Annotated in this window: 9 protein-coding genes; 6 read left to right on the top strand and 3 right to left on the bottom strand. The window is 69.0% G+C overall.

Annotation, left to right across the window (positions count from 1 at the left end; translation table 11 throughout):
- Window positions 1-72 precede the first annotated feature (72 nt).
- Both AB4083_RS06140 and AB4083_RS06135 read left to right on the top strand, forming a co-directional pair.
- Complete coding sequence (locus AB4083_RS06140) at window positions 73-879, top strand: endonuclease/exonuclease/phosphatase family protein (protein ID WP_441606884.1); 807 nt, start codon at window positions 73-75, stop codon at window positions 877-879.
- The gene (locus AB4083_RS06135; RefSeq protein ID WP_441606883.1) at window positions 876-1,289 is read left to right on the top strand and encodes a hypothetical protein; all 414 of its coding nucleotides are present in this window, start codon (window positions 876-878) and stop codon (window positions 1,287-1,289) included. Before AB4083_RS06140 ends, AB4083_RS06135 begins: the two co-directional genes overlap by 4 nt.
- Here AB4083_RS06135 and AB4083_RS06130 read toward each other — a convergent pair.
- The gene (locus AB4083_RS06130; protein WP_441606882.1) at window positions 1,206-2,807 is read right to left on the bottom strand and encodes a glycoside hydrolase family 17 protein; all 1,602 of its coding nucleotides are present in this window, start codon (window positions 2,805-2,807) and stop codon (window positions 1,206-1,208) included. The two genes, AB4083_RS06135 and AB4083_RS06130, sit on opposite strands and share 84 nt — an antisense overlap.
- Window positions 2,808-3,044: 237 nt before the next feature.
- Between AB4083_RS06130 and AB4083_RS06125 the strand changes: the two genes are divergently transcribed.
- The 4 genes from AB4083_RS06125 (at window position 3,045) to AB4083_RS06110 (ending at window position 9,445) form a co-directional block, all read left to right on the top strand.
- Entirely contained in the window at window positions 3,045-5,144 is a 2,100-nt protein-coding gene (locus AB4083_RS06125) for a transglycosylase SLT domain-containing protein (RefSeq protein ID WP_441606881.1), read from the top strand.
- Window positions 5,145-5,166: 22 nt separating this feature from the next.
- Complete coding sequence (locus tag AB4083_RS06120) at window positions 5,167-6,102, top strand: complex I NDUFA9 subunit family protein (RefSeq protein WP_441606880.1); 936 nt, start codon at window positions 5,167-5,169, stop codon at window positions 6,100-6,102.
- 31 nt (window positions 6,103-6,133) lie between these two features.
- A complete protein-coding gene (locus AB4083_RS06115) occupies window positions 6,134-7,363 on the top strand; it encodes a multifunctional CCA addition/repair protein (RefSeq protein WP_441606879.1) in 1,230 nt (409 codons plus the stop codon).
- Between the two features lie 81 nt (window positions 7,364-7,444).
- The gene (locus AB4083_RS06110; RefSeq protein ID WP_441606878.1) at window positions 7,445-9,445 is read left to right on the top strand and encodes an LTA synthase family protein; all 2,001 of its coding nucleotides are present in this window, start codon (window positions 7,445-7,447) and stop codon (window positions 9,443-9,445) included.
- A 151-nt stretch (window positions 9,446-9,596) separates the two neighbouring features.
- Here the strand turns inward: AB4083_RS06110 and AB4083_RS06105 are convergent, their stop codons facing one another.
- Window positions 9,597-10,799 (bottom strand): class I SAM-dependent methyltransferase, encoded by a 1,203-nt coding sequence (locus tag AB4083_RS06105; protein ID WP_441606877.1) that lies wholly within the window; start codon window positions 10,797-10,799, stop codon window positions 9,597-9,599.
- Window positions 10,800-10,882: 83 nt separating this feature from the next.
- Window positions 10,883-13,045: a TonB-dependent receptor gene (locus AB4083_RS06100; RefSeq protein WP_441606876.1), complete on the bottom strand. Its 2,163-nt coding sequence runs from the start codon at window positions 13,043-13,045 to the stop codon at window positions 10,883-10,885.
- Between the last annotated feature and the right edge of the window lie 226 nt (window positions 13,046-13,271).

Here is a 13,271-nt window from a genome sequence, read left to right as displayed (position 1 = left end):
GCGGCTCCGCGTTCACGTCCGGGCGGCCATGCTTGCCGGGCTTTCCCGATCCGCCGTCCCCATTTCGTCACGATGACTTCCGCCGCGCCCGCCCCCGCTGTTGCCGAACGCCGCCTGCGGCTGCTGAGCTGCAACATCCTCGCCGGCGCCAGCGTGCAGCGCTACAGCGAATACTTCACGCGCAGCCTCAACGCCGTGCTGCCCGGCCGCAGCAAGCTGGACAATCTCGACCGCCTCGCCGAGGTGCTGCCGCAGTTCGACGTGATCGGCCTGCAGGAAGCCGACGCCGGCAGCCTGCGCTCGGGCTTTCTCAACCAGACGCGCTACCTGGCCGAGACCTCCGGCATGCCGTTCTGGAGCCACCAGCCGAACCGCCCGATGGCGCGGCTGGCGCATACCGCCAACGGCCTGATCAGCCGGCTGGAACCGCACAGCGTGCTCGATTACCAGCTGCCCAGCCGCATCCCCGGCCGCGGCGCGCTGCTGGCGCGCTTCGGCGAGGGCCAGGATGCGCTGGCGGTGATGATCGCCCACCTGTCGCTGAGCGCCACCGCGCGCGCGCGCCAGCTCGGCTTTATCGCCGAGGTGCTGCAGGACTTTCCGCACGCCGTACTGATGGGCGATCTCAACACCGACGCCAACAGCGCGGAAATGCGCCACCTGTTCGCCAAGTCCAGCCTGGTGCCGCCGGCGCAGGCCACGCCGACCTTTCCGAGCTGGCGGCCGCGCAAGGCGCTGGACCATATCCTCACTTCCGAAGCGCTGCGCCTGGAAAAGCTGTGGGCGCTGCCGCAGGCGTTTTCGGATCATTTGCCGGTTGCGGCGGAAATCCGCCTGCCCCAGCATGTCGCGCCGCGACCCCACCGACTCCGCCGATGACTGCTCTCCTGCGCCTGTCCCTGCCCTGGCTGCTGCTGGCCCTGATCGCCGCGCTGGCGGCGTGGATCCGCTACGGCCTGATCGAACCGGCCGCCGTCGGCCACCTGTGCGAAGCCGCCGCCACCGCGCCGGCCTGGTGCCAGGGGCGGCAGCTGCTGGTGCTCGGGTTTCTCAGTTATGGCTACGGCTGGGCCGCGTTGGCCTGCGCCGCGCTGGCGCTGCTGTGGAAGCATCCGGCCAGCGCCTGGCTGGCCGCGGCCGCCGGCGTGCTGGCGCTGCAGCTGTATTGCTTCGAAGCCGGCGCGTTCGCGCTGCTGGTGGGTTGCCTACGCCTCGTCCGGCTGCAGGCCGATGCGGCGCCAGCCGATGAGGACGGGCACGGCCAGCGCCAGGTTCAGGCCCAGCCATAGCCAGCTCACCGGGTTGAGGCCGAGGTCCTGCGCGACTACCGCGGCCGCCAGCAGCGGCACCAGCACGGCGAGGCAACGTTCTTCCAGGCGCAGGCCCGCGGTCTGCGCCCAGCCGCTCAGCCAGCCGGCGAGCGCGTAACCGACGCAAGGCAGCAGCGCGAGGCCCAGCGGGAAGTCGCGGTAGCGCCCGTCGAACACCAGCAGCAAACCTTCCAGCGCAAGCAGGAACAGCCAGGCGAAGCGCAACCAGGCGCCGGGCAATCGCGCGGACGCCACGCCGCCGATGCGCGCGGCCAGCCAGCGGGCCAGCACGATCGCGGTGACCAGTCCGCCCATACACGCGGTCCACGACAGCACCCATTCCAGCAAGTCGCGGCAGGCGTACAGCATCTGCCGGTACTGCCATGCCAGCGCAGTACCCGTGGCGAAGCCGGCGAGGAGGAGCACACCCCAGCCCGCCATGCCGCGCCAGGCGCGGCGCGGCGCGCCGGCGAACACGAACAACCATGCGCCCGCGGCGCCGGCCAGCCAGCCCAGCCACCAGCGCGGCTCTTCGATCACCGGCCCCTGCATCGAGAATTTCGGCCGCGCGTGGACGTCGTAGATGCCCCAGTAGCCGCCCGTGGTGCCTTCCTGCGCACGCTTCCACGGCTGGTCGAAAGCTTCGATCACGTTGTACGGCATCGCCACGCTGCCGGCGTAGTCGAGGAACTCGCGCAGATAGCGCGCCTCGTTCACCACGCTCGCACGCGCCGCGCGGCGCGGCTTGCCGGCGCTGGGCCAGCCGGTCTCGCCGATCATCACCTCGCGCCCGGGGAAGGCATGCTTCACGCGCTGGTAGACCTCGGCCACGTGGCGCACCGCGTGCTCCGGCGGCACCGGGTCGTCTTCCCAGTACGGCAGGATGTGGATGGTCAGGTAGTCCACCGACGTGGCCAGCTCCGGATAGCGCAGCCAGAACTCCCACACATCCGCATAGGTCACCGGCACCGAGGCGGGAATCGCCGCGCGCACCTGCCGCGCGTATTCGGCCAGCGCCTTGGGCGACTGCTCGCCGCGCAGCAGCACTTCGTTGCCGACCACCACGCCGCGCAGTACCTGCGGATGCGCCTTCGCCTCGGCGATGCCCAGCTCGACCTGCTTTGCATTGGCGACGGGATCGCGGCCCAGCCAGATGCCCATGATCACTTTCATGCCGTAGCGTCCGGCAATCTCCGGCACCGCGCTCAGGCCCTGGCCCTGCGAATAAGTGCGCACGCAGTCGAAGCGCTGCGATAGCGCGCGCAGATCCGCGTCGATGCGTTCGGGGCTGATGAAGGCCTTGAGGTCGTACGGGGTTTCGCCCGGTTCGCGAAACGGTGCGTAGGACACGCAGGCGATGCGCGCGGAAGGCGCGTCGGGCAGCGCCACCGGCCGGCCCAGCAGCCACCACCACAACGCACCGCCGCCGGCGCAGCACGCCAGCACCAGCCAGAGCAAGAGACGCGCGCGGGACGAAAGCGACGGCGTGGACGACATGCGCTACCTGTGGAATCGCGCCGGCCATGGCGCCTTGGAAGCGGGCAAGTCTAACAGGGGCATGCGCGGGCCCGGCGGCGTGAAGGCCGGCTTTAACGTAGGACTCAGCCGAGTTTTGACATGCTGCCGGGCTAGTCGGACGCCGCAGTAAGGAATCGTCCGGCCTACACTGCGTTATCGAACGGCCGTGCCCATGAGATGGGCCAGCGCATCCAGGCCGCAGCACAAGGAGTTTCCATGCCTCTTCACGCAGCGCCGCGGCGTCTCGCTCAGCAGCTCTTCACCCTCGTCGCGAGCTTGCTGCTGGCCGGCATCGCGCACAGCGCCGAACCCACCGACGCGCAACGCGCCGCCTTCAGGCAGGCCTACGCCACCGCGCAGCAAGGCGGCGACGGCTGGCACGCGCAGGCGCAGAACCTGGCCAGCTATCCGCTGTATCCGTACCTGGAAGCCGCCGCGCTCACCCACGACCTGCGCCAGCTCGACCGCGCGCCGGTCGACGCCTACCTCAAGCGCTATCCGGACCTGATTCCCGCCACCGACCTGCGCCGCGACTATCTGCTGGAACTGGCACGGCGCAAGGACTGGGCAACGTTCCAGTCGCTGTACCAGCCGGGCCTGGGCGATGCGCTGACTTGCGACGCATTGCAGGCACGGCTGGCGCAGACGTCGCCTACGCCGGCCGCATCCACGCCAGGCGCCACGCTGGATTTCCAGCGCGACCTCGCCACGCTGTGGAACAAGCCGAACCTGCCCAATGCCTGCGATCCGGTGATCGCCGCGGCGCGCGAGCAGGGCCTGCTCACCACGCAGCGCCTGTGGGACCGCATCGACCGCGCCGCCGACGCCAACCAGCCCGGCACCGTGGCGGTGCTCGCCGCGTGGCTGCCGGGCGAGGAAGCGCAGACCGGCCAGCGCATCGCGCTGGCGCTGCGCGATCCGGGCGGCGCAGTGGCCAAGGCCGGCAGCTGGCCCGATACCTCGCGCAACCGGCAAGCCGCGATGCTGGCGCTGGAACGGCTGGCGCGGCGGCAGTCCGGCGTGGCCGACAGCAGCTGGGAACAACTGCGCGGCCACTTCAAGTTCACCCAGGAACAGCAGCGACGCATCCTCTCCGCGCTCGCGCTGTTCCACGCCACCGACTTCAACGACGACGCACTGCAACGCCTCGCCGCGCTGCCGCTGCAGGCGCAGACCGACGCCACGCGCGAGTGGCGGGTGCGCGTGGCGCTGGCGCAGCAGAACTGGCAGGCCGTGCTCGGCGCGATCGACGCGATGCCGGCGGAACAGCAGCAGGACGGCGAATGGCGCTGGTTCCGCGCCCGCGCGCTTGGCGCGCTGGGCCGCGAGGGCGAAACACGCAAGCTGCTGACCTCGCTATCCGCGGAACCGACCTTCTTCGGCTTCATGGCCGCCGACAAGCTCGACGCGCCCTACTCGATCTGCCCGCTGACGCTGCCGCCGGACCCGCCGCGCGAACAGGCCCTGCTGGCCAATGCGGGCCTGCAGCGCGCGTTCGAGCTGTACGCCGTCGGCATGCCGCGACAGGCGCGGCGCGAGTGGGTGCAGGCGCTGGATGGCGCCGACCCGGCCACGCAGAAACTCGCCGCGGACCTGGCCTATCGCCGTGGCTGGTACGACCGCTCGGTGTACGCCTTCAACAAGGGCGACGCGCTGCGCTACTACGAGCAGCGCTTCCCCCTGGCCAGCCAGGACGGCCTGGTGCCGCAGGCGGCGGAGGCCGGCATCGATCCATCCTGGGCCTACGCGATCCTGCGCGCGGAAAGTGCGTGGATGAGCGATGCGCGCTCCGGCGCCAACGCGCGCGGGCTGATGCAGCTGCTGCCCGATACCGCGGCGCTGGTGGCGCGGCGCAACGGCTTGAACTGGGGCGGTGCGGAATCGCTGTACGACCCGATCACCAATATCGTGCTCGGCACGCGTTACCTGGCGCAGATGGCCGAACGCTTCAACGGCGCGCCGTGGCTGGCCAGCGCTGCCTACAACGCCGGCCCCGGCCGCGTGGACCAGTGGCTGGCCGCGCGCGGCACGCTGCCGCCGGATCTGTTCGTGGCCAGTATGCCGTTCAAAGAAACGCGCGAATACGTGGCGCGCGTGATGTCCTTCGCGGTGATCTACGACTGGCGCCTCAACGGCACCGCCACGCCGTTGGCCACGCGCCTGACCGCGATCGGCCAGACCTATCAATTGCCCGACCGCAACACGCCGCGCCGCCCGGTGACCTGCCCGGCCACCGCCGCGGTGGTGACGCCGGCCGACGCCGCCACCGTCGCCGCGCCGCCGCCGGGCGACGCACCGAACAGTTCGCCGCAGTGATGCTTCACGGAGGCATGCCGTCATGAACGCCAAGCGTCTGGTCATCCTGGGTGGTACCGGTTTCGTCGGCAGTTATCTGGTGCCGCGGCTGGCCATGGACGGGCACCGCATCGTGCTGCTGTCGCGCAACCGCGAGCGGCGCCGCGAGCTGTCCGTGGTGCCCGGGGTGGAGATCCGCAGCACCGACGTCTACGACGGCAACGCGCTGCGCCGGCAGTTCGAAGGCGCCGATGCGGTGATCCACATGATCGGCTCGCTGCATCCGGCCGGCGGGCGCACGCTGCAGGAAATCCACGTCGAACTGGCGCGCCGCGTGACGGCGGCCTGCCAGGCGGCCGGCGTCGGACGGCTGCACCTGATGAGCGCACTGAAGGCCGGCCAGGGCCTGTCGCGTTATCTGAAGACGCGCGGCGAAGCCGAGGCGGTGGTGCGCCAGTCCGGGCTGGACTGGACCATCTACCAGCCCAGCGTGATGTTCGGCGCCAACGATGGCCTGCTCTCCCGCTTCGCCGCGCTGCTGCGCCTGCTGCCGGTGCTGCCGCTGGCGCGCGCGGATTCGCGCCTGGCGCCGACCTATGCCGGCGACGTGGCCGAGGCGTTCGCACGCTGCGTGGCGGACGACCAGCTCGGCTTCGACCGCACGTTCGAGCTGTACGGCCCGCAGGTGCTGAGCCTGGGCGAGATCGTGCGCGGCATCCGCGACACGCTCGGCCTGCGCACGCGCATCCTGCCGCTGCCCGATGCGCTGGGCCGCATCCAGGCGCGCTGCGCCGAACTGCTGCCGGGCAGGCCGTTCTCGTACGACAACTTCCTCACCCTGCGCACCGATTCGGTCGGCAAGCAGGACGGCTATGCGGCGCTGGGCATCCGGCCCGAGCCGCTGACGCCGTGGCTGCCGGTGCTGTTGCACGGCTCGCTGCGCCAGCGGCGGCTGGACCGTTACCGCGCCATGCGCTGAGGCCGGCGCCGGCGCGTGGCAGAATCGCGCCATGCGTACCTATCTTGTCGGCGGCGCCGTCCGCGATCGACTGCTGCAACGTCCCGTCAGCGACCACGACCACGTGGTGGTCGGCGCGACGCCGGACGAGCTGCTGGCCCTGGGCTACAAGCCGGTGGGCAAGGATTTCCCGGTATTCCTGCATCCGGACAGCGCCGAGGAATACGCGCTGGCGCGCACCGAGCGCAAGACCGGGCCCGGCTATCACGGCTTCGCGGTGCATGCGGACCCGGCAGTGACGCTGGAGCAGGACCTGGAGCGCCGCGACCTCACCATCAATGCGATCGCGATGGACGAGGCCGGCGGCCTGGTCGATCCGTTCGGCGGTGTGCGCGACATCGAGCAGCGCGTGCTGCGCCATGTCTCGCCCGCCTTCGTCGAAGACCCGGTGCGCCTGCTGCGCGTGGCGCGCTTTGCCGCGCGCTTCGCGCCGCTGGGCTTCAGCGTGGCCGAGGAGACCATGCAGCTGATGCAGCGCATGGTGCGTGCGGGCGAGGTGGACCATCTGGTGCCCGAGCGCGTGTGGCAGGAAACGCGCCGCGCGCTGGGCGAGCCGCGTCCGTCGGCGTTCCTGCAGGTGTTGCGCGCGAGTGGTGCGCTGGCCGTGCTGTTTCCGGAGCTGGATGCGCTGTACGGCGTGCCGCAGCGCGCCGAATACCATCCGGAGATCGATACCGGCATCCATCTGGAGCTGGTGCTGGACATGGCCGCGCGCATCGCTCCCGGCAACGACCTGGTCGGCTTCTGCGCGCTCACCCACGACCTGGGCAAGGCACTGACGCCGGCCGACGTGCTGCCGCGCCATCTCGGCCACGAGCTGGCCGGCGTGGAGCCGCTGCGCCAGCTCTGCGCGCGCCTGCGCGTGCCGACCGAATACGCCGCGCTGGCCGAGCAGGTCTGCCGCGAGCATCTGAACGCGCATCGCGCGTTCGAGCTGAAGGCCTCGACCGTGCTGCGCCTGCTGGTGGCGCTGGACGCGCTGCGCCGCCCGGAGCGCCTGGAGGTCTTCCTCAGCGCCTGCGAGGCCGACAAGCGCGGCCGCCTGGGCCTGGAACACAGCGATTACCCGCAGGCCGCGTATCTGCGCGCCGCACGCGCCGCTGCCGCCGCCATCGGCGCCGGCGCCTTCGTGGCGCAGGGGCTGCAGGGTCCGGCGGTGGGCGCGGCGATGGAAAAGGCCCGTATGGCGGCCATCGCGGCCCTGCGTGGAAGCTCCGGCTAAGCGATTCCGTTGTATAACGCCAGGGATGCCCGTCACCGTCCTGCAACGACGGGTATTTCACACGATTTCTGGAGCCGCCCCTTGTCAGCCGCCGATTCCTCCGCCTCGCCCCTGCGCCAGCGTTTCCGCCCCCTGTGGTGGCTGGCCTTCGCCTATGTGGCGATCGGCGCGATCACCCGCGTGGCCCTGCTCGTGATGTCGGGCCAGGGCGTGCCGCATAACCCGCTGTACTGGGCCTACGCCTTCGGCGTGGGTTTGCTGTACGACCTGATCACCTACGTCTACATCGCCTGGCCGCTGGTGCTGTTCCTGTGGCTGATGCCGCGCCGCGCCTATGTGTCGCGCAGCGGCCAGTGGGCGCTATACCTGCTGGCCGCGGTGACGCTGTACTGGCTGATGTTCGTCGGTGCGTCGGAGCTGGTGTTCTGGAACGAGTTCGGCACGCGCTTCAACTTCATCGCGGTGGATTACCTGGTCTACACCACCGAGGTGATCGGCAATATCCGCGAGTCGTACCCGCTGGGCCGCTGGCTGAGCCTGCTGGCGCTGACCGTGCTCATCGCGCTATGGATCAGCCGCCGCGGCCTGCGCACGCGCGACGGCGGCACGCGCTTCTGGCAGCGCGCCAAGGTGGTGCTGGCGTGGCTGGTGCTGACCGTGGTGACGGTGGCCGCGTTCAAGGGCACGCTGAAGGACCGCACCGACAACAACTTCGTCAACGAGCTGTCCGGCAACGGCATCTACGAATTCTTCGCCGCCTTCCGCAGCAGCCACCTGGAGTACTCGCGCTTCTACACCACGCTGCCGGAAGACCAGGCCTTCCGTGACGTGCGCACCATGCTGAAGACGCCCGAGGCGACCTATGTCAGCAACGATCCGCGCGACCTCACCCGCGAGATCCGCCACGAAGGGCCGGAAAAACACCTGAACGTGGTGCTGATCAGCATCGAGAGCTTCTCGGCCGATTTCATGCAGACCTTCGGCGACGACCGCGGCATGACGCCCAACCTCGACGCGCTGATCGACAAGAGCCTGTTCTTCGACAACCTCTATGCCAACGGCACGCGTACCGTGCGTGGCCTGGAGGCGCTGTCGCTGGCCATTCCGCCGACGCCGGGCGATTCGCTGATCAAGGCGCACAACAACGAAGACCTGTTCTCGGTGGCCAACGTGTTCAATGCGCGCGGCTATCAGTCGGACTTCGTCTACGGCGGCTACGGCTACTTCGACAACATGAATTACTTCTTCAACCACAACGGCTATCGCGCGGTGGACCGCAACGATATCTCCAAGGATGACCCGATCCACCACGAGAACGTGTGGGGCGTGGCCGACGAAGACCTGTACACGCTGGCGATGCGCCAGATGGACAGCATCCATGCCGAAGGCAAGCCCTTCTTCCTGCACATCATGACCACCTCCAACCACCGCCCCTTCACCGTGCCGGCCGGCCGCGTGAAGGAGAAGAACGGCACGCGCGAGGCGGCGGTGGCCTATACGGACTGGTCGATCGCCGACTTCCTCAAGCGCGCCGCCAGCAAGCCGTATTTCGACGACACCATCTTCGTGATCACCGCGGACCATTGCGCGTCCAGCGCCGGCCGCACCAGCGTGCCGATCAACCGCTACCACATTCCGCTTTGGATCTATGCGCCCAAGCACATCCCGCCGCAGCGCGTGCATCGCCTGATGGGGCAGATCGACATCATGCCCACCGTGCTGGGCATGCTGAATTTCAGCTACCGCAGCCGCTTCTTCGGCTACGACGTGTTTCAGCTGGAACCCGGCCGCGAGCGCGCGTTCCCCGCCACTTACGAGAAGCTGGGTTATCTGCGCGACGACGTGCTGACCGTGCTGGAACCGCAGCGCAAGCTGGAACAGATGCGGCCGGACTACGACACCGGCGACGGCGTGCCCCTGCATCCGGTGGATCGCGCCAAGGTGGACGAGGCGACGGCGTACTACCAGGTGGCGGCGGATCTGTACAAACAGCGCCAGCTCGGCAAGCGGCCGGAGGACAACACGCCGGTCAAACCGCTGCAGGCCGGGCAGGGCTCGGGCGAGGCGCCCGCCCTGCATTGATGCGCTGCCGCTTCGCGCAGGTTGGGGTGAGCCACAGGCGAACCCCAACGATGCGCCGCGCTTGGAAACGGCCATGTTGGGGTTCGCCTGTGGCTCACCCCAACCTACGCCGGTCTTTTGCCTGTCATCGGATGGGCAGGCATGCGTGCCCTTACAGCCGATCACCCTGATCGGCTTCGAGCAGCTCGGCGGGCAGCGGCACCACATCCATGCCGCGCGCCAGCAGCATCGCCTGGAAGCGCTCGCCCATCTGGTCCGGCAAGGTGAGCTTCTTCACCTGCTGCGCGAGTCGATAGCGCGCGGCTTCGTCCGGCGCGTCGGCGTAGGCCGCTTCGAAGGCCTGCTGCAGGCCGGCGGCGATCAGGAACTGCGCCTGCGGCAGATACGCCGCGACGCCGAAGCCGGACTGGTTGCCGGCCTCGGCCAGCGCGGTGAAGTCGACCGAGGCGGTGAGGTCGTTGAGACCGGGCAGGAACAGCGGATCGGCGTGCGCATGGTGGCGGTAGTGCGCCATCAGCGTGCCGTCGCTGCGGCCGGGCTGGTAGTACTCGCGGCGCACATAGCCGTAGTCGACGAACAGCATCACGCCAGCGGCGAGCGAGCCGGCGATCGCCTGCATCCAGTACGGCAGCTGCGGCAGCACTTCGGAGCGGTAGCCGTCGGCGAAGGAGTTTTCCAGATCGCGTTCGAGATGGCGCACCGCGCCGGAGACCAGGCTGTCCGCCGGGCGGTCGACGCGCAACAGGCGGCCTTCGCCGTCGAGCGCGACGTATTCCTCGTAGACCTCGCCGGCGCGCAGGGTGAAGCGCGTGGTGGGCAGGGCGTCGATCACTTCGTTGGCGAACAGCGCGCCGCGCCATTCTTGTTCCGGCGGGCGGTCGAGCCATTGCACGCGGGCGAACAGTTCGGGCGACAGCGCCTTGGCCAGGCGTTCGTGCTGGCGTTCGCGCAGGTCCGCGCTCGGTTCCAGGATCAGGTAGCGGCGCGGCAGGTGTCCGTTGGCGTGCAGCGCCAGCAGCGCGGATTCGGCGAAGGAGCCGCTGCCGCCGCCGAGTTCGAGCACGTCGGCTTCGTCGCCAAGCAGCGCCAGCACCGGCCCGATCACTTGCGCCACGCAGCGCGCGAACAGGTCGCCCAGTTCCGGTGCGGTGATGAAGTCGCCGGCCGCACCGAACTTGGTGGCGCCGGCGCTGTAGTAGCCCAGGCCCGGTTCGTACAGGCAGCGGCCCATGTAGTCGGCGAACGAGATCGGGCCGTGCGCGGCGATGTGTTCGCGCAGGCGCGCCAGCAGACGGTCGGAATGGGCGCGCTCGTCGGCGCCGGGCTCGGGAAGGCGGGAAAAGCTGGGATTCATCGGGCAAGGATAGCCCAAGCGCCCACGGCAGCCGCGACAACGCCGCGCCCATGCGGGCGCGGCGTTGCCTGGTTCGAGCCGGTTTAGAAGTCCTTCTGCACCGTGGCGAACAGTCCGCGGCGCGGGCCGAACTGCGGCGCGCCCACGCCGATGCCGGTGCCGTCGCGCAGCTGGTAGGTGCGGTCCAGCGCGTTGATCACCGCCAGCTGGGTGTGCAGCTTGCCGGTGCTCTGGAACTCGAAGTCGTGCGACAGGCTGAGGTTGAGCTGGAAGTAAGCCGGCATCGACGCGCCGTTCGGCACGCTGCCGTCGCGGCGCAAGCCGCTGCCGAACAGGTAGTTGGCGCCGACGCGGGTGGCCGGGTCGATCGCGTAGCTGAGGCCGCCGGAGGAGGCGATCTTCTGGTCGTGGTCCAGGTGGATGTAGTGGTTGGCCACGTAGGCCAGGTCGTCCGCGGCGAAGTTGTACTGGCTGGTGATCACGCGCTCGCCCATCGCCTGCGACACGGCGACGTTGAAGTAGGCCGACCACGGACCGTTGTCGTAGTCCGCGGTGAATTCCACGCCGCGGATGCGGCCCTTGGCGTAATTGAAAGTGGAATACACCAGAGCGGTACCGAACTGACCTTCGTCCTGCAGGCGGCGCACCTTGCGGTAGTAGGCGTCCAGGCCCAGGGTCAGCGAGGAGCCGACGCGCTGCTGGATGCCGGCGTCGAAATAATCGCTGCGCTCAGCCAGCGGCGTGTTGCTGCCGTTGTCCGGCAGCGCATTGGTGGTGCCGGCGAACTTCTGGATGTTGGTGGTGGTGATCGCCTCGCTGGCCGGCGGCGTGAAGTAGCGCGAATAGCCGGCGTGCAGGGTGGTGTCGTCGCTGGCCTGGTAGACCAGGCCCAGGCGCGGGCTGAGCTGGCTTTCGGTGCGGAAGGCCTTGTACTCGTCGCCGCGCAGGCCGTAGTTCACCGTCAGCTTGTCGCCGATGCTCCATTCGTCCTGCACGTAGGCGGACCAGGTCTTGGCGGTGATGCGGTTGCCGTCGAGGATATTGATCGGCGTGGTGCTGGACTGCGCACCGGTGGCATCGACCGGGAAAACCCAGGAGTTGTTGCTGCTCGGCGCGCGCTCGAAGCTGCCGTAGATGCCGTAGCGCAAGGTGTGCGCATCGCCCAGCGGCGTGGCGAAGTCGGCCTGCAGCGTGCTGGAACGGTTGCTGCGGTTGATGCTGGACGCGACGCCGTTGAACATCAGGTCGCCGATCGAGTCCGGGCTGTAGGCAAGACTGGAATAGCGCTGGCCGATCGACACCTGGTAGTCGGTGGCGCCGAGCTTGCCCTGCAGGGCGAGCACGCCGAAGCGGGTGTTCTCGCGCTGGCGATCGTCGAGCTTGGCCGAGTCGAAATCAGTCTGGTCGAGATAGCCGAAGCTCGGCGTCTGGCCCGGCCGGTTCGGGATCTGGAAGCGGCTGTTGGCCATGCCGAACAAAAAGCTCAGGCGGGTCTGGCTGTCGATCAGGTAGGAGATGTCGCCGAATGCCTTCACCTGGTTCGTGTGGTCGTGGATCGGCTTGCGGCTGGCGGTGGGGTTCTCGATGCCGACGTCGCTTTCCAGGTAATTCGCGGTGAGGAAGTAGCTCCAGCGATCGTTGCTGCCCCACAGCGAAGCATTCGGATTGAGCGTGCCGAACGAGCCGCCGGTGATGCCGACGCTGCCGCCGTTGCCCAGGTCGTGGCCGCTCTTGGTGCTGATGTCGACCACCGCGGCGGTGCGCAGGCCGTATTGCGCCGGCAGCGCGCCGTCGAGCAGCTTCACGTTCTTGATGGTGCGGGTGTCGAGGGTCTGGCCGAAGCCGGAGATCGATTCCGGGATGATCACGCCGTCGATGCGGTACTGCAGGTTGGCGTGGTCGCCGCGCACGTGCAGGCCGCCATAGGAGTCCTGCACCACGCCCGGCGCCTGCAACAGCACCTGGTTCACCGGCGTGCTGTCGCCCAGCGGCAACTGCGCGATGGCCTTCTGGTCGATCACGTACTGGCTGCTGCCGGTATCCGGCGACAGCGCGTTGCGCGAGACATCCAGCGCGGCGCTGACATCGATCGCACCGAGCTGCTGCACCTTGACCGGCGGCTTGTTGCGCGTGGCGCCGTTGGCATTGGTGTCCGTGCCGTTGCTGGTGGTGTCGGTGTCGGCGGCCTGGGCGCCGGCGGCGAACAGCGCGGCGGCAAGGCTGATGGCGAGCAAGGTGTGCTTCATCGGGTTACTCGGGATGGAGGTGGGGGCGGGTGTTTCGATACGTTATAACGTTGCCATTCCCACCTTTCATTTACCTGCCCCGAAAGTCATGCCTCCCAGCGCAATATTTTGCGAGAACAATCGCTTGCAGGGCCCCGGCGGACACCCCGCCCGGCCCGTTCGCAACGGCTTCATCGACAAAGCCTAGACTCCACCCGCGACCAGGCACCCGCGACTTACGAACCCC

Source organism: Dyella sp. 2RAB6, from assembly GCF_052115385.1.
GTDB lineage: Bacteria > Pseudomonadota > Gammaproteobacteria > Xanthomonadales > Rhodanobacteraceae > Dyella_D.
Note: the sequence above shows the minus strand (reverse complement) of the source record. Positions and strands in the feature narration are given on the sequence as shown.